Here is an 18,042-nt window from a genome sequence, read left to right on the forward strand (position 1 = left end):
TAGTTTCTTCTAAATCAAAAACTTAATAAAACAGACATACTAACAAAAGATAGTATGTCTGAATAGTATATTATAGGTACTTTCGTACTAACCTACTATGCAAAAACAGCTTCTTTACGGTATACTGCACCTTTACGGGTCGCTTCTGATGGATTTTTAATATGCCATTCGAATTCATCTCTGAAGTGACGAATAGCAGATCCTACTGGCCAAGCTGCTGCATCTCCCAAAGGACAAATTGTGTTTCCTTCAATCTTTTTCGCTACATCCACCAGCAAATCAATATCATGCATATGACCATGACCATGCTCAATTCGGTGTAGTACTTTTTCCATCCAGCCTGTTCCTTCTCGACAAGGACTACACTGTCCACAGGATTCATGGTGATAGAATCGGGTGAAGTTCCATGTATTACGCACAATACACTGATCTTCATCAAATACAATGAATCCGCCAGAACCCAGCATAGTACCAGTTGCAAAACCCCCATCTGAGAGCGATTCATAGCTCATCAGACGAGATTCTCCATTCGCAGTTTTGGTAATAAGGTGTGCTGGCAGAATAGGTACAGAAGAACCTCCTGCTACCAATGCTTTCAGTTTCTTGCCATTGGCAATGCCACCACAATACTGGTCAGAATACAAGAACTCTTCAACAGATAATCCTAACTCAATCTCATACACACCAGGATTGTTGATATTGCCACAAGCTGAAATCAGTTTTGTTCCTGTGCTTTTGCCAATGCCAATTTTAGCATATTCATCCCCTCCATTATTGATAATCCAGCTTGTTGCAGCGATAGATTCAACGTTGTTTACTACTGTTGGACAGGCATATAAACCAGAAACAGCTGGGAACGGAGGTTTGTTACGAGGGTTTCCACGCTTGCCTTCCAGACTTTCCAGTAAGGCAGTTTCTTCTCCACAGATATAAGCCCCTCCTCCTGGATGTACATACAGATCGAGGTTATATCCGGAGCCCAGAATGTTTTTTCCCAGTAATCCTTTAGCATAGGCTTCTGCGATAGCTTTTTCCAGAATACGGATAACAAACATCATCTCTCCCCGTACATATATATAGGAAGTATTGGCACCCAACGCAAAGCTGGATACAATCATTCCTTCAATAAGTGTATGGGGGCTGTGCATCATTAGATAACGGTCCTTAAACGTGCCGGGCTCCGATTCATCCGCATTACATACCAGATAACGAGGTTTACCTTCAGGCTTGGCTAGGAACGACCATTTCATACCTGTAGGGAACCCAGCTCCTCCACGTCCACGAAGTCCGGACTTCTTCACTTCTTCTACTATTGCATCAGGCGACATACTGGTCAATGCTTTTTTCACTGCCGTATATCCACCATATTTCATATATGCGTCAATTGGCTTCAGATCTTCTTTGCCAATATGTTCGGTTAGAATTTTAATACCCATGGTAGTTTATATTTATTTCAATAGAAAAACTGAAGGCCTGTAAGGTAATTATACCCATTCTGTCGCAATCAGATTATCTATTTTTTCCGGAGTCAGATTTTCGTAGTAAATATAGTTTCCGTCTTCTTTTTTCAAACGTACCTGTAATACAGGTGCAAAACCACAAGCTGCCAGACATTCAACCGTTTTCAGTGTAAACATTCCATCTGAAGTGGTACCTCCTACTTTAGTACCTAACTTATCCTCCAGATAGTCTATAATATTTTCTGCACCACGTAAACAGCAGGGACCTGTACGACATACTTCCAGAACATATTTCCCAACAGGCTCAATCTGAAACATAGTATAGAAAGTAGCTACTTCATATACTTCAATTGGTTGAATACTAAGCAAACCTGCTACATAATCCATTACAGGAGCACTTAACCAATTCCACTCATTCTGTGCAAGGTGCAAAATAGGCAATAGTGCTGATTTCTGGCGGCCTTCCGGGTAACGAGCAATGATTTCTTGGGCTTTTTTCAGGGTTTCCGGTGAGAATTCTACTTTTTCCGGTGTATTTACCTCTGTCATATCTCTGTTGTTAGCTGAATTTTTATACTATGATTTTATGCATCGAGTTCTCCTGCAATTACGTTCAGGCTACTCATAATCACAATGGCATCTGATAAGGTAGTACCTATACACATTTCTGGATACGCCTGATAGTAGATGAAAGAAGGTCTGCGGAAATGTAAACGGTATGGTGTGCGTCCGCCATCACTGACCAGATAAAAACCAAGTTCTCCATTTCCACCCTCTACAGAATGATATACCTCTCCAACAGGAGCCTCTATCTCACCCATGATAATCTTGAAATGATAGATAAGAGCTTCCATACTCCGGTATACTTCTTTCTTAGGAGGTAGATAATATTCCGGTGCATCAGCAAAATATCGGCCTTCTGGCAGCTTATCTATTGCTTGTTGGATAATACGCAGACTTTGCCAGATCTCTTCATTGCGTACCATAAATCGATCATAGGTATCTCCAGTAGTACCTACAGGTATATCAAATTCAAAATCCTCATAGGATGAATATGGATTCATAACCCGTACATCATAATCAACGCCTGCTGCACGTAAGTTCGGACCTGTAAAACCATAATTTAAAGCTCTTTCAGGTGTTAACGGACCTACCCCTTCTGTACGATCTCTGAAGATTCTGTTCTTGTTAAACATCTTTTCAAATTCCTTCATAACCGGAGGAAACTCTTCTACCCATTTCTTCAACTTTGCAAGAGCTGTGTCACTTAGATCACGTTCCATCCCTCCAATACGTCCCATATTAGTTGTCAGACGAGCTCCGCAAATTTCTTCATAGATTTCATAAATTTTTTCACGTTCCTGGAAAAAATAAAGAAATCCTGTATAGGCTCCCGAGTCCACTCCAAGAATAGAATTACAAATCAGGTGATCTGCAATCCGGGCTAGTTCCATAGCTATTACACGAATGTATTGTGCTCGTTTAGGCACCGTAATTCCCAGAAGTTTCTCTACTGTCATATGCCATCCCATATTATTAATAGGAGAGGAGCAGTAGTTCATTCGGTCTGTAAGAGTTGTCAGTTGATAAAAAGGGCGGTGTTCTGCAATTTTTTCAAAAGCTCTATGTATATATCCGATAGTAGGTACACCTGACACAATTTTTTCTCCATCCATCGTCAGTACATTCTGGAAGATTCCGTGTGTAGCTGGATGGGTTGGCCCCAGGTTTAGTGTTGTCAATTCATTGACATACTTTGGAGTTTCGGGGTTTTGCTGTAATAAAGGCTGATTTTCAGGAGCCTGTATTTGATTCCCTGTAACTTGTATTTGAGACATCTTTTCTGCAATTAAGTTTTTAATGATTGATTGTACTTGTTTGGTAATGTATCAATCATGGAATACTATCTTCCAAAATGAAAATCCTGTTTGTCACGACGGGTTTGATCTTCCAGCGGATATTCTTTTCGCATAGGAAAGTAATCCATTTCGTCTACATTCAGGATTCGTTTCAGATTAGGATGGCCTTTGAAAATAATTCCGAAGAAATCATATGTTTCGCGTTCCATCCAGTTGGCTGTAGCATACAAACCTGTTGCTGTTGGAATTTCAGGATCTGTGAGAGGAAAGAATACTTTAATGCGGATGCGGATATTGTTGATCAGGCTGTGTACGTGATAAATAACGCCCAACTCATTCCCGATATTGTCCGGATAATGAATACCACAAAGATCAGTCAGAAACTGAATTTGCAATGTCTTATGATTATATAAATACTGGAGCAGGTCTATGATATTTTCACGTTTGGTTGTCAGCGTAAGCAAACCATACGGCTCGTGAATATCAAAGATATTATCGCCATAGCGTCCAGTTAAATCTTCTATGATTTCCTGATGGGTCATTTCAATTTTCGATTTTGGTTTTCTTCCTGTTCTGCAGGAAACCCTGCCTGAAAACAGTATTATTTAAAAAGCCAAAACCCTGGCCTGAGTTTTTAGGCTCAAGTCAGGATTTATTTGATGTTGTAAGAAGACAATAAGAGTTGGTATTCTTCACTGTTGCGGCGGCGTAAGGATTCATTCCTTGCCAGCTCCTGAATTTGCATCAAGCCTTCCAGTATTTGTTCTGGCCGAGGAGGACAACCTGGTACGTATACATCTACTGGAACTACACGATCAATACCTTGCAGTACACTATAGGTATCGAAAATCCCTCCGCTGGATGCACAGGCGCCTACTGCTATTACCCAACGCGGCTCTGCCATCTGTTCATATACCTGTTTTACTATAGGACCCATTTTTTTTGCGATAGTTCCCATTACCATCAAAAGGTCGGCTTGACGGGGTGAGAAGCTGGGACGTTCAGAACCAAAACGGGAAATATCGTAATGCGAGCCCATTGTCGCCATAAATTCAATACCACAGCACGAAGTAGCAAAAGGCAACGGCCAAAGTGAATTTGCTCGTGCCATTCCAATTACTTTGTCAAACGAGGTTGCAAAGAAGCCTGCACCACTATGCCCCTCTGGAGCTTCAACCATTTTTATATCGCTCATATCCGATTAATGCAGTTTACACTTATTTTATAGAGTAAGAAACATACTTTTAAGGACTATCTCAATACTTGTCTGAAAAGTAGTACTTTATTCAATTATAACTATATAGAATAGCAAATTAGAAACCTTATTTTATTGTTCCCACTTTAAGACTCCTTTTTTTATTACATAGTAGAAGCCTATCAAAAGCAAGCCCATAAACAAAAGCATCTCCCAATAACCTGCCCAACCTAATTTTTCTTTCCCGAAATTTACTGCCCATGGATACATAAAGATGATCTCAACATCAAATAAGACAAATAAAATTGCTGTAAGAAAATACTTTATAGAAATAGGTGCACGGGCATCTCCCTGTGATTCAATACCACATTCCCATGTGTCATCTTTAACCTTACTACGACGTTTTGGACCTAACCGATGGGTTAAAATCATAGTCATTACTACAAAACCAATAGCTGCTCCCAATTGGATTAGTATTGGCAAATAATCAGAAGGCAAATAGGTATGATTCATAATATGAATTTTTTCTGAAAATTTAGATGAAAAGATGCTTAGAGACAGTACAATTCCAATATGATAGGAAAGTCTGGAAGAATAATCGGAATTGTAAAGTTATTTCAGCTGCAAATATAATAGCAAAAGTAAATCTTTAAGGATATTATGTCTTTAAAATACAATAAAATCTTACTCTTGCATGGTTAGAACTCTATGAATAGTCCAATCGGGGAAAAATATAAGCATAAAAACGCCCATATAGAAGAAATAGATGTTGTTAAATCCCAAAATAATATTTAGTTTTGCAACCCTATTATAAAATACTGACTTACCTTCTGATAACTTTTTTTTAAATATAAAAGTTCGAACAAGAAGATAATCAACAAAAAGATGGCTTTTACCTGTAAAATTGGGCGTACAGCTTTTATATTGTGTTTGATGCTGTTATTTATAGCATCAGGCTCTGTATCCCTTTGGGCAGGAACAGAATCTGTCAAAGTAAACAAAGTCACAACACCTAAGAAGTCATCAGAGGATTCAGGTCCTGTTGTCAAAAAAACTGATGAAGCTGTTGTTCCTGTTTTTACTGTAAAATTATACCAACAGGCTTTCATTATTTTTGAGACATTTTCCTATATAATCTCAAATGAGAGACCCCGTCATCCCAATACATATCCGATCTTTCGATCAACCTTCTTTGCCAATATCTTCTCCAATACCATTGCTATCAATGCTCCCTGAGTTTTAAGGGGATCTGTGTTTTCAAACCATACATTTTTGTTCAACTTGATTCCAGCTGTGGATTGCTGGAATGCTATGGTTTCAAAGACCGATTGTGTCTTTGAATTATTCCTATATCCAAATTTTTCTTTAAAACTTATTAATAATTCATACTTTCTTTATGCAAAATAGAGGTCTCATTATTTTCTTAACCATAGCTTTTTCGGCTGTGAGTTTGTATTACCTGTCCTTTACCTTTGTCTCGCGTCAGATAGAGCAGAAAGCAGTAGATTTTGCTACTGTAGATGGAAAAGTAAATGTTTCCCGTAAGCAGGCTTATCTGGATTCCATCTGGAATGAGAAGGTTTTTCTCTGGTCTACCTACAAAGAAGTAAAAGAACAGGAAGTGAAATTAGGTCTGGATTTAAAAGGTGGCATGCACGTAACTATGGAAGTGTCTGCTGCTGAAGTAGTCCGTATTCTGGCTGGTAACTCACCTGATCCAAATTTTCAAAAAGCACTGCAATTGGCTCAGAAAGAGCAGATGACTAAGCAGGGTAATTTTGTGGATTTCTTCTATGATAATTTCAAGAAGTTATCTCCTAATACACAACTAGCATCATTCTTTGCAAACAGTTCTAACCAGAGCTCTATCAAATTTAATTCTTCAGATAGAGATGTGGTTAACTATATAAAGGGTGAACTGGAAAAGACTATTGATTTGTCTTTTGAAGTACTACGTCGTCGGATTGATGCGTATGGTGCTGTCCAGCCTAACATTCAGCGTTTACAAGGTACAAACCGCATTCAGATTGAGCTTCCGGGAGTTGATGATCCTAAGCGTGTCCGTAAATTATTGCAAGGAGTAGCAAAGCTGGAGTTTTATCAGGTATGGGAAATGCAGGATTTCTATCCATACTTTATTCAGTTAAATGATTATTTGGTGAAACAGGAAAATGCTAAGAAAGATCTTCAAAAATCAGATAGCGTATTGGCAAAACTGGATGCAAAAACAAATCCCGGTAAAACAGATACTACTGGTAATTCGCTGGCAGATCAGTTGGCCAAAGGAAAAGGTGGCGATTCTGCACAGGCTGCTTCCAAAGTAAATGAAAGCTCTACATTAACCAAATTATTTACTATCACACAAGGTGGTTTACTTGTTAATGTAAAAGATACTGTAAAAGTAAATGCATTATTATCTCGTCCGGATGTACGTACTCTGTTTCCTCAGAACCTGACATTTATGTACGATAGTAAACCTGCTGAAGCAGATGCAAAGGGGACACAGCTGATCGCTTTGAATGCCATTAAAAAAGGACGTAATCAGTCAGCTTTGTTAAGTGGTGAAGTGATTTCTTCTGCGCGTTCTAATATTGATCCTGTAACAGGAAAGCCTGAAGTTTCTATGCAAATGAATGCTGCGGGTGGAAGAAACTGGGCTCGTATTACTGCACAAAATATTGGTAAAAGAATTGCGATTGTACTTGATAATGTAGTTTATTCTGCTCCACAAGTACAAGGTGAAATTCCGGGTGGAAGTTCTTCCATCTCAGGTAACTTTACCATAGAAGAAGCAAAAGACTTGGCAAATATACTGGTAGCTGGTAAAATGCCGGTACCTACACGTATTGTGGAAGAAGAAGTAGTTGGACCAACTCTGGGACAGGAAGCTATTAACAAAGGGATGCTTTCTATTTTTGGTGGTCTCTTGGTTATTATTCTGTTTATGGTTGGCTATTACAGCTCTTCTGGTTGGGTAGCTAATATTGCCGTTTTCCTGAATATCTTGATGATCTTAGGTGTATTGGTACAGTTTGATGCGGTATTGACTTTACCAGGTATTGCAGGTATTGTATTAACAATTGGTATGGCGGTAGATGCAAACGTATTGATTAACGAACGTGTGAAGGATGAATTACGTGCCGGACAGCCATTGTTAGCTGCTACAACTGAAGGTTATCGTGCTGCTTCTGTTTCCATTCTGGATGCAAACATTACTACCTTATTAGCGGGTTTTGTATTGTTGTGGTTTGGGGTTGGTCCTGTTAAAGGTTTCGCCTTTACACTGGTTGCAGGTATCTTTACTTCCTTGTTTACATCTGTTCTTGTTACACGTCTGCTAATTGATAGTCGTTTACGTAAAGGAAAATCATTTAACTTCTTTACTTCTTTCTCTAAGAATTTGTTCAAGAATGTTAACTATGATTTCGTTTCCAAACGTAAAATTGCTTACATAGTTTCTGCTGTTATTATTGGAGCAGGTATTGTTTCCATGTTTGTACGTGGATTTGATTATGGTGTTGATTTTAAAGGTGGCTGGACATATGTAGTACAGTTTGATAAAGCTGTAACTAGTGGCGAAGTTGATAATTTATTGGAATCTGTATTACCAAATGCACAAACAGAAGTGAAAGCATATGGTGGAACTAACTCTTTACAGATAACAACTACTTATCTGATTGAAGATCCTTCAGAAAATATTGCAGATAAAGTAGAAGCAACTGTGAAGCAAGGATTAGACAAACTGAATAGTAAGTATACTATTTTAAGTACGGCTAAGGTTGGGCCTACCGTGGCTACAGATATTAAGCAATCTTCTATCTATTCCATTATCATTGCAATGGGAGCAATCTTTGCTTATATCTGGATTCGATTCCGTAAATGGCAATATGCAATGGGTGCCACAATTGCGTTGATTCACGATACATTGATCATTCTAACTGTATATACTTTGTTTAAAGGAATTCTTCCTTTTTCACTGGATATTGACCAGAACTTTATTGCTGCTGTATTAACGATTGTCGGTTTCTCTGTAAACGATACTGTTGTTGTATTTGACCGGGTTCGCGAAACGTTTGAACACAATAAAGGCGAATCTCCTGCCAAAGTAGTAAATCAGGCTTTGAATGAGACTTTCTCGCGTACAGTAATTACTTCAGTAACTGTAGTTGTAGTGGTAATTATTCTGTTACTATTTGGTGGTGAAACAATTCGTGGATTGTCATTCGCTCTATTAATTGGTGTAATCACAGGTTTCTATTCTACTATTTATATCGCCTTGCCATTTGTGGTAGATGCATATCGTGATAATAAGGATACTAAGGAAAAAGAATTGCTTGTGAAATAATGCTCTGTACTTGGTGAAAATAATAAATGCCCTATTAGATAGGGCATTTATTATTTTAGAGCATACTGGAAAACTTATTACTGGGCCAGACCAAGTATGAGAAGTACCAGACCTACAATGAGCAGTATTAATCCTAGCAGACCTGTGCCTGGTACAACGAGGAAAATAATCCCCAATGCCAGTAGAATAATACCAATCAAGACTGTATTACTAACAGCTTGTGCTGCGGATGCACTTTTAATTTCTCTGATTTCTTTCGTTTCTTCTACACCTAGTTTATCAAGCTTTTTAGTAAGCTTCTTAACTGCCATTTGCGCTGCCATCTTTTGAAGTTTGCTTGGTGCCTTTACTTCTGTTGATGTTGGCTGTTTTGAAAGCTTGGCAAGCATTTCATTAGCTTTTGCTATTCTTCTGGCTTGTTTAGGTGTTGCATTTTCTGGAGCAACCAATCGAATCGTTTTTTGAGTCGTATTTTGTGTAGAATGATCTACTACTTTTTCAGTAGTCTTAGATTTGGAGACTTCAGGCAGCATTTCAACATCTCCAATTTGTGCTGCTTGTGCTGGTTGCTGAGTTTTTAACTCATCCTGTGCAAAGGCAGAAAATGGAACAAGTAATAGCGCTGAAGCAAAAATTGCATTAGTAAGTAGATACTGTAGCTTTTTCATAAAGAGAAATTTTTAGGAAAGTGGTAAAAAATCTTAACCTAGAAATTCTACTAAATAATAATGCCAGTGTCTGTAATAAGATAATAGAAATTATAAAGACATGTTTTAGGAGATAGAGAATAGAATGATTGTATGATAGGAAGCGGTTTACTCAATAAGAAATAGTTCAGCTGTGATTTCATCTGCCAGCAATTTACCTGCTTTGGTCAATTTAAGAATTGAGCCTTCACGTTGTAATAAGCCTTTCTTCAAATACTCCTCAAGTAGCAGCCCACTATGTTTATATAAGTCATACTGCCATTTTTGTTGCAGTAGTTCAACATTACATCCCCATCTTGTACGTAAAGTGGTCAACAAATAATCATTAATCTGTTCTGAAATACTTAGTGTTTCAATGGTATATGGGATAGTTTGATGATTTATAGCCTGGATATAGGCTGCATTATTAGCAACATTAAATTGTCTACTTGCTCCATTGTAAGAGTGTGCTGAGGGACCAATGCCTAAATAGTATTTTTGCAGCCAATAACTGCTATTGTGACGTGCATACATACCTTCTTTAGCAAAGTTTGATATTTCATATTGTTCAAAGCCTGCAGTTTCCAGGTATTGTATCATCATCTCAAACTGAAGTGCACTGAATTCTTCGTCAACCGGATTGATCTTTTTTTGTTGAACCCATTTTCCGAAAACTGTTTGTGGTTCAATCGTAAGGCAATACGCTGAGATATGAGTGATATTCAGTGCAATAGCTTTTGACAAATCATTGAGCCATACAGAATGGTCTGGATGAGGGATGCCATAGATTAAATCAATTGTTAAATTTTGAAATCCTTTATCCTGAGCCTGTTTCACACAGTGTTCCCCTTCAGATGCTGTATGTGCCCGATGCATATAGTGCAAATGATGTTCATAAAAGGACTGAATACCGATGCTAAGCCTATTTATGGGTAATTGGCTAAGATTGGTTAAAGTTTTTGTATCAAGATCATCCGGATTCGCCTCCAGCGTAATCTCTGCATCCGAACTTACAGAGTAATAAGAATAGATTGTATCAAAGATCTCGGTAAGTTGTGGATAGGTTAAAAGAGAGGGAGTACCTCCTCCAAAATATATAGTTTCCAGATGAGGTTTATCCAAGTAGGAAGTTTGCAACTTCAGTTCCTGTATAATAGCTTTTACCATTGCATCTTTCTGGGTTTGATTAGTTGAAAAATGAAAGTCGCAATAATAACAAGCTTGCTTACAAAATGGGATATGAATATAGAGACCTGACAATGTGGTAATCAATAATAGAATGTTAGAAGACCTGACAATATAAGCAGAGATAAACGAAAAAAATTCCGTTTTAACAATAAAACCTTGCCAATTAGATGGCAAGGTTTTATTGTTAATTCATTTTATGTATTGAAAAGTTGATCAATTCCAACGTTCAGGACTTTGCCAGACTATTTTCCCTTCTTTGTTTATATAGGTTTGTTTTCCATTTAGAATGATACAAGCTAATCCATTTTTAAAGCTGCTATATTCAAAGAGGGGATCGTGAGGAATATCAAATTTAAAATCAAATAAAGATCTGCCTGCTTTATCAATAAAAGAATATGTTGGATCTGGAGTCTGATCATAAAAGTATACCCTGTTGGCTGGTGCATCTTTCTGAATAACGGCTCTGTCTTCATGAAATGGATAAACTTTGAATGCTGGAATATCCAGAATTGTCTTACCCTTGTTGTCAATTAAATAAAACTTTTTATCATATTTTGAATATGTCCATGCTACTTCATCGCTAAAAGGCAGAGCTGTAAATCCAACAGGGATTGTTATCGCTTTCTTGGCATTACGATCTATATAAAATGAGCTATTGGATTCTTCCAATAAGCACATGCCATCAGAAAATGATTTATAATAAAAAGGAGGTGCTGATAATGTATCTAATAAAGACTGGGTATATGATCCCTTTATTAAGAAAACACCATTCTTGTCAATAAGTCCTGTTCCTTCTTCGTTTTTTACCCATGCATATCCTTCGGAGAAAGAAGAGAAAGGATAAGTACCAATAGTACCTTTTCGTGGTACATAAGAGTTAAATAACGGAGCCACAACAAACTCTCCTTTTTTATTTATAAAACCAATTTTGTGAGTTTCCGGATCTTCTACTATGGCTAAACCTTCCTGAAAAGAATGAATAGGCCAATAAGATCCATCTGTAACATATGTTTTGGCAAAAAGTTGTTTTCCTGTACTATCTATATAAAATGCTTCAAGCACTTTCTTTTTACGTTGGATAACTGCAGTTACCCCTTCACTAAAATCGCGTATTAGTTCATATACAGGTGGTACAATTTCTTTACCTTTTGTATTGATAATTCCCCATTTACCATGTTTGCGTACACGGGCTAATCCTTCTGAAAAGTTTCCTACTCGTTCATAGATAGGAGGTATAGCAATTTGCCCATTCCCATTTATGAATCCCCATGTATCACCTACTCTGATAGGAAACAAAGAAGACATGCTTTGTAACTGATTCTTTGCTTTCTGACTATAAATGCTGTTAGGGTTTTCTGTAAGGTATTTCTCTATGGTATTCGCAGAAGTAGAACTGGCTACATTTTGTTCATAGTACAGTTTTTCATACTGTTTTTTCGCTTTTTCTGCATAAGGGCTATTTGGATAACTTGTATAAAACTTTTGATAAGCCTGCCAGCTCTGAGCAGATGTCAAGTTTTCGTATAGTAATTGTTCGTACTTGTTTTTTGCTTCCGGAACCTGTTTGGCGGATGGGTATTTAATATAAAAATTTTGAAAAGCCTGATAGGTATTTACGCGTTTAGCTTCTTCAAAGGCCATTGCATTTTTATATTCAATAGCCTTTTCTACTACATTTGGTAAAGTCGAAAACTTTGAAATTACTTTGTCTATAGCTGTCGGATTTTGAGATGCAATAGCATCTTGTACCGCTTGCTGTCCAATAGTTTGTTTTAACTTCTGCATTTCAAGAAGAGTAACTCCTAATTTCTGCAGGTTTGTTAGTTCTTTTGTTGTGAGAGTTGAATAATATTTCTCTGCCAAAGTCAAATAATCAAGAGACTTATAGTAGTCGTGAGGCTTGTTGTCATTATCTGCATAATAGACTGCAAGAGCATAATATCCACCTGCATCAAATGAGTTTTTAGTGATAATTTGTTCAATTAATACTTTGGCCGCATTAAAATCTTTTTCTTTTAAGGCTTTTAATGCTTTTTCAAGGTCATCTGTCTGAGTTACAGCGAGAGAAGCAATGCTAAAAAGCAAAAGAATATTCAGTATTAGGACTTTCATACTTACTAGTCGTATCAGACCTTACTCTGATTGTAAGATTGGTGGAGAGGTTGTTAGTTAGAATAAAAACAACCAAGTCAAATGATGGTTAAGTAGTTACCTCATTTGACTTGGTAGAAATAAAAGTATTGTATTTACTACTGATTGGTATCTTCCCGATAGTATACCATTTTGGTAGCAGATTTTTCGTCTGCCCGATCACCAAACTCCTTTGTTGATAAAGGGCGAGATGAGTAATAAATGATTTTCATATTTTTATCAAAGAGCACTTTTACTTGTGAAGTAATCGTTTGTCCTTTGTTTGCTGATTTACGGAAACATTTAATCACTTCTTTAAAGTCTGCCTGATACATTCCACCCTTCATAGGTTCTATTGACAGAGAGTTAGATGCAATAGTACTTACTGCATCTTGAAAGTCAGTATAGTAATTATTATGCACCTCATCAGTAATTGTTTGAGGAGAAATATCCTGCAGATTAAAGAAACGTTTTACCTTTTTTGCATAATATTTATTTGCATCAAATTTCTGGCTGCTTAAATCCTGATAATAAGAAGTTAGTATATTACGTACAGCTGTTGTTTGAGGATTTCCCTCCTCTACAACTGTTATTTGCGGTTCTTTTGGTTGTTGAGGTATTGGATCTGGATTTTCTGTTGGTTTCCAACTATCGTCCACTGTAGTTTTATTACTTGTATCCGCTTGAGTATTACCCACTTCTGATAGCATTTGTGATGTATCACTAGGAAGAACTGTGTAGTTGGTGGTATCTACCATCTCATAGGGACCTACGATTTCATCAGATTTCCCATTGATAAGTTTTCCTTCTAATCCATCAAATACATTAGCTAAAGCTACATTTAACACACACCCAATAACAATAACAGTTATTGCAGAAATAAAATAGCGCATTCCGCGGCTACTAACTTTTCCGATCAATATGCTACTTGCTACACGAGGCAATAAAAGACCACCTAGTACTGGTATTATACAAAGTAAAATCAAATTTATATCCTTATCCAATGTTAACACCATAGAAATAGCACTAGCAAGTACTACACCAATAGCCCCACCAATCAGATAATCTCTTCTGATATATGTTTTGATTTCCTGCAAAAAACGATTCGCCTCTCTGTGTTCAGGACGTAGTGATAATATCTTTTGAACAAACGGATAGGCCTTATCAAATTGCTTATATAGAAGCAAGTTTTTAGTCTCGTTTGAATAATAACGAATTACCTCATCTGGATTCTCATACACATCTCCAGACAAACTTCTTTCCGTTTGAGAGCCAGTTTCTGTTGATTCATTAGATGCTTTAGTGCCATCAATGAGAATTTGTTTCAAATGATCAAATTCACCCTGAGTGATTGCTCCTGCTTGTAAAAGATCTTTCAGGGTTTTTAGCTCTTCCAGTATAAATTGGTTATACATAGCCATTCGCCTTATAATAGTAGGGTAATAGTTTTATTATCAATCACACATGCATAGACACGTCATACTTACAAAACGTTGCATATCAGTCAAATGCCTTTACGATAGTGGTCAAAATAGAAAATCTTAGAGAAGATGTGTTTTTTTGTTAAAAATTACATAGTTTTTTTTGACTCGTAAAACACATTGTGTTTGCACAAAAACTTAGCAAATATATAAAGAGATCCGTATAAATACATATAAATTATCAACAAACAATGCAAATCTCTTTATAAAATTATATTTCTAATCTGATAATTAAAAGTGAGGTGTTTAAGAAAAGCAACTTTAAGAAAAAGTGATAAGTCTATTATTATCTATTTTCTTACATATATAACTGAATTAGTGATAAGGTAAACGTTTTATCTCTATTAATTTTCGCTTTTGCTATAACAAAGAGATAGAGGTAGTGTAAAATTTAATGCCACTTTTTATTTAGAGGAAGTGATATTATTATTTAGCTTTTAAAAATAAGCTATAAAATATTGATAGTCAATAGAGAGTGAAATAATGTATACTTTTTTTTGATTTAAGGAGATTGTGAAAAGTGTTACTGAATCTGTGCAATAAAAACCTCAAAACGAATCGTAAATATTGTAATAAAGTAATTTAAAACCTTAGAATGAAGAGATTTTGTTGTGTTTTTTTTATATATGGTGTTGTGGAAATATACTTGGTGCTGGTAGGAGGATCATTATATGCCCAAAAAAGATGGTCGGTAAACTATCTGTTTTCAGATTCAACTTTTCAAAATGCCATAGTTAAGAAGCTACCTGATTTTATCATAGATTCAATTTCCGGGGTACAGATAATTCAACAAAATATTATAAAACTCCATCAACAAGGTTATTTGACTGCATCTATTGATAGTATAAGCTGGAAGAAAGATACTTTATTGATATTTGCTTATCTGGGAAGTAGATTTAAATGGGCTCGCCTTTCTCAGGGCAACATTCGGGATGAAATATTGCGTGAAGTTGATTTTCGCGAGAAAATATATAGAGACAAACAATTCAATTATTTGGAATTAGCAGATCTAGAAAAAAGGATATTAGTATATTCGGAAGAACATGGATATCCATTTGCTACGATTTCTCTTGATTCTATTCAGATAAGGGATGATAACATATCAGCCAAATTACAGTATGAGCCTGGTGTTTATATTGTATTTGATACTATAAGAGTGATAGGGTCGGCCCGGTTAAAAAAACGCTTTCTGGAAAACTGGCTTAGAATTATACCAGGACAACCTTATAGTCAAAAGCGTTTAGATCAGGCCTACAACCTTCTTAAACAACAATCTTATTTGTCCTTAACACAGCCCTATGAAGTCCTTTTTAAAAATGACAGGGCTTATATTACTTTCTTTGCAGATGCTGGAAAATCAAGTGAAGCAGATGGTATAATTGGTTTTCAACCCAATGAACAAAAAGAAGGAAAGTTGTTATTAACAGGAGAAGTAAATCTAAAACTAAATAATTTGCTTAATGCTGGAGGAAGTTTTTTGTTCAGCTGGCAACAAATTAAACAAGGCTCTCCCAGGTTAAATATAAGTTATACCCAACCTGCTTTTTTTAAAACTCCATTGGAGATAAATGGTGCATTTCAATTACTAAGAGAAGACACTTCCAGTACTGTATTAAATGGATATGTAACATTGAGTCAACAACTTAATATTTTCTATAATCTAGATAGCTGGAATAAAATAGGTATAGGAGTTAATAGATACAATTCACGATTGGCTGACAGCACAATAAAAGGGACTGTGCAGCAGGCTGATATAAACTGGTTATCTTATAACGCCTTTTATACATATAAAGCTGTTGATAATTTGTTGTATCCTAAAAAAGGTTGGTGGATAAGCGCAAATATTGCAATAGGAAATAAAGAAGTAAGTCCAAGCGATCAGATTGATTTGCAGATAATTAAACGATCCAGCCCGCAATTGGCCTATCGGTTTACACTACGAAAGTATAGCCGTACAGGAAAAAAAAGTAGTATATTTTTTCAGCTATCTGCCGCTCAGATTTTTAATGATAATCTTTTTCAAAATGAGTTATTTCGCTTAGGTGGTTTGACAAGTATAAGAGGGTTCAATGAAAACTTCTTTTTTGCTTCTGATTATGTTACATCTACTTTGGAATATCGTTTCTTTTGGGAACAAACATCCTATCTGTTTGTATTCTATGATCAAGCATGGATAAGAACGCAAATTTTGAAAGCCTCTGTCACCGATATACCCTCTGGATTTGGTGCCGGCATGAGTTTTAGTACAAAGACAGGGATTTTTACTATAATGTATGCATTAGGAAATTCACAGACTCGGCCTTTTAGTATAGGATATTCAAAAATACATTTTGGTTTAACCTCTCGATTTTAGAAAAGTAACTCTGACATGAAGATAATATGATGGGATGCAATACATATGTATAAGAAGAGAAAATTAATTTGTAAAAGAATAGTATTCTCAATTTATATTTGCATAAAATATTGAGAATGATAATAACATCTTTCTCAATACAACTCGAAATTCTATAATTGTTTGTGGATACTTTGAAACGAGCACTTAATAATAGAAGTATCGGGTTTTCATTCTGGTCAGTTTTTTCTTTTTTACTTTAGCAAATATCTAAGTTTTGAATCTACCTGTTAATCTTTTACTGGCATTTTTGTGGGCATTTGTAGTTTCTGTATTTGCTATTCCGTCCATTGTACAGGTGGCACATGCCAAGAAACTGCTAAATGAACCTAATGGTCGTAGTGTGCATGCACTGCTCACACCACGTTTAGGGGGAATGGCAATTTTCGCCGGCTTCATTTCTGCTCTGGCAATTTTTGGGCGATTAGAACAGGGCGTACAATATGTGCTTGCAGGAGCGATACTTCTTTTTTTTATAGGTTTAAAAGATGATATAGTACCTGTTTCAGCATTTAAGAAATTTTTTGTGCAATTACTGGCTACTGGCATTGTTATTTTTATGGGTGATGTACGGATCAGTAATTTTCATGGACTCTTTGGTATTTATGAATTGGAAATTGGTACTAGCTATGCTTTTACCATTATTACGATAATAGGTATTACTAATGCAATAAATTTAATAGATGGATTAGATGGATTGGCCGGTTCTACTATTATTATTATTACTCTTGCGTTTGGGTCTTATTTCTATATATATGATGAAATTTTATATAGCTATGTGGCTGCTAGTTTGATTGGAGGAACAGTAGGTTTCTTAAGATATAATTTTCATCGTGCGATTATTTTTATGGGTGATGCAGGATCACTTACGTGTGGTTTTATTGTTGCAGTTATGGCTGTTCATTTTGTAGAGATGCCTGTTGTTGAAAATTCACCTGTTATAGCAATAGGCATTCTGTATCTACCTGTTTTAGATACTCTACGTGTTGCTATTATCCGGATTCTGAATGGCCAATCCCCTTTTGCGGCAGACAAGAACCATATTCATCATTGTCTGATACGTGCAGGACTAAAGCAGTTTCAGGCTGTAAGTGTATTAGCTGTATTACACATTTTAATGATTATTCTGGTGGTTATGACTACTACATGGGGAATGCATGTGCAATTAACAGTGTTAGCTCTGCTTTCTATCCTTATAAGTATTGGATTTTCTTATATAGGTAGAAATAAACAACCTGTTGTTGTTACAGATTTGACTTCGGGAGAAGTGGCTGCAGAACGATAAAATAATACTACTTATTTACAG

The 18,042-nt window shown here is 36.3% G+C and carries 14 protein-coding genes; 4 read left to right on the plus strand and 10 right to left on the minus strand.

Going from position 1 to position 18,042, the window contains the following annotated elements; genetic code table 11:
• Positions 1-95 precede the first annotated feature (95 nt).
• The 6 genes from nuoF to QNI22_RS30565 form a co-directional block, all read right to left on the minus strand.
• Positions 96-1,436 carry an NADH-quinone oxidoreductase subunit NuoF gene (nuoF, locus tag QNI22_RS30540; protein WP_314516825.1) on the minus strand — a complete coding sequence of 447 codons (1,341 nt, stop codon included), beginning with the start codon at positions 1,434-1,436 and terminating at the stop codon, positions 96-98.
• 48 nt (positions 1,437-1,484) lie between these two features.
• A complete protein-coding gene (locus QNI22_RS30545) occupies positions 1,485-2,009 on the minus strand; it encodes an NADH-quinone oxidoreductase subunit NuoE family protein (RefSeq protein WP_314516827.1) in 525 nt (174 codons plus the stop codon).
• 35 nt (positions 2,010-2,044) lie between these two features.
• Positions 2,045-3,298 carry an NADH-quinone oxidoreductase subunit D gene (locus QNI22_RS30550; RefSeq protein WP_314516829.1) on the minus strand — a complete coding sequence of 418 codons (1,254 nt, stop codon included), beginning with the start codon at positions 3,296-3,298 and terminating at the stop codon, positions 2,045-2,047.
• A gap of 65 nt (positions 3,299-3,363) precedes the next feature.
• Positions 3,364-3,861 (minus strand): NADH-quinone oxidoreductase subunit C, encoded by a 498-nt coding sequence (locus QNI22_RS30555; RefSeq protein WP_314516830.1) that lies wholly within the window; start codon positions 3,859-3,861, stop codon positions 3,364-3,366.
• A 110-nt stretch (positions 3,862-3,971) separates the two neighbouring features.
• Complete coding sequence (locus tag QNI22_RS30560; RefSeq protein WP_313987684.1) at positions 3,972-4,514, minus strand: NADH-quinone oxidoreductase subunit B; 543 nt, start codon at positions 4,512-4,514, stop codon at positions 3,972-3,974.
• 132 nt (positions 4,515-4,646) lie between these two features.
• Complete coding sequence (locus tag QNI22_RS30565) at positions 4,647-5,027, minus strand: NADH-quinone oxidoreductase subunit A (protein WP_314516831.1); 381 nt, start codon at positions 5,025-5,027, stop codon at positions 4,647-4,649.
• A gap of 372 nt (positions 5,028-5,399) precedes the next feature.
• Between QNI22_RS30565 and QNI22_RS30570 the strand changes: the two genes are divergently transcribed.
• Both QNI22_RS30570 and secDF read left to right on the plus strand, forming a co-directional pair.
• Positions 5,400-5,750 (plus strand): hypothetical protein, encoded by a 351-nt coding sequence (locus QNI22_RS30570; protein WP_314516832.1) that lies wholly within the window; start codon positions 5,400-5,402, stop codon positions 5,748-5,750.
• A 160-nt stretch (positions 5,751-5,910) separates the two neighbouring features.
• Positions 5,911-8,859, plus strand: coding sequence for a protein translocase subunit SecDF (secDF, locus tag QNI22_RS30575; RefSeq protein ID WP_314516834.1), 2,949 nt, complete (start codon positions 5,911-5,913; stop codon positions 8,857-8,859).
• 77 nt (positions 8,860-8,936) lie between these two features.
• Here secDF and QNI22_RS30580 read toward each other — a convergent pair whose 3' ends face one another.
• The 4 genes from QNI22_RS30580 to QNI22_RS30595 all read right to left on the minus strand — a co-directional run bounded on the left by QNI22_RS30580 (position 8,937) and on the right by QNI22_RS30595 (position 14,278).
• Entirely contained in the window at positions 8,937-9,527 is a 591-nt protein-coding gene (locus QNI22_RS30580; RefSeq protein ID WP_314516835.1) for a hypothetical protein, read from the minus strand.
• Between the two features lie 147 nt (positions 9,528-9,674).
• Positions 9,675-10,805 carry a radical SAM family heme chaperone HemW gene (hemW, locus tag QNI22_RS30585; RefSeq protein WP_474004535.1) on the minus strand — a complete coding sequence of 377 codons (1,131 nt, stop codon included), beginning with the start codon at positions 10,803-10,805 and terminating at the stop codon, positions 9,675-9,677.
• A 141-nt stretch (positions 10,806-10,946) separates the two neighbouring features.
• Positions 10,947-12,845, minus strand: a complete 1,899-nt coding sequence (locus tag QNI22_RS30590) for a WG repeat-containing protein (protein ID WP_314516838.1) — start codon at positions 12,843-12,845, stop codon at positions 10,947-10,949.
• A 137-nt stretch (positions 12,846-12,982) separates the two neighbouring features.
• The gene (locus QNI22_RS30595) at positions 12,983-14,278 is read right to left on the minus strand and encodes an SHOCT domain-containing protein (protein ID WP_314516840.1); all 1,296 of its coding nucleotides are present in this window, start codon (positions 14,276-14,278) and stop codon (positions 12,983-12,985) included.
• Positions 14,279-14,978: 700 nt separating this feature from the next.
• On the opposite strand from QNI22_RS30595, the gene QNI22_RS30600 reads away from it, so the two are divergent.
• The gene (locus tag QNI22_RS30600) at positions 14,979-16,697 is read left to right on the plus strand and encodes a ShlB/FhaC/HecB family hemolysin secretion/activation protein (protein ID WP_314516841.1); all 1,719 of its coding nucleotides are present in this window, start codon (positions 14,979-14,981) and stop codon (positions 16,695-16,697) included.
• Positions 16,698-16,953: 256 nt separating this feature from the next.
• Positions 16,954-18,021 carry an MraY family glycosyltransferase gene (locus tag QNI22_RS30605; RefSeq protein ID WP_314516842.1) on the plus strand — a complete coding sequence of 356 codons (1,068 nt, stop codon included), beginning with the start codon at positions 16,954-16,956 and terminating at the stop codon, positions 18,019-18,021.
• The last annotated feature ends 21 nt before the right edge of the window (positions 18,022-18,042 follow it).

The organism is Xanthocytophaga agilis (assembly GCF_030068605.1).
Taxonomy (GTDB): Bacteria; Bacteroidota; Bacteroidia; order Cytophagales; family 172606-1; genus Xanthocytophaga; species Xanthocytophaga agilis.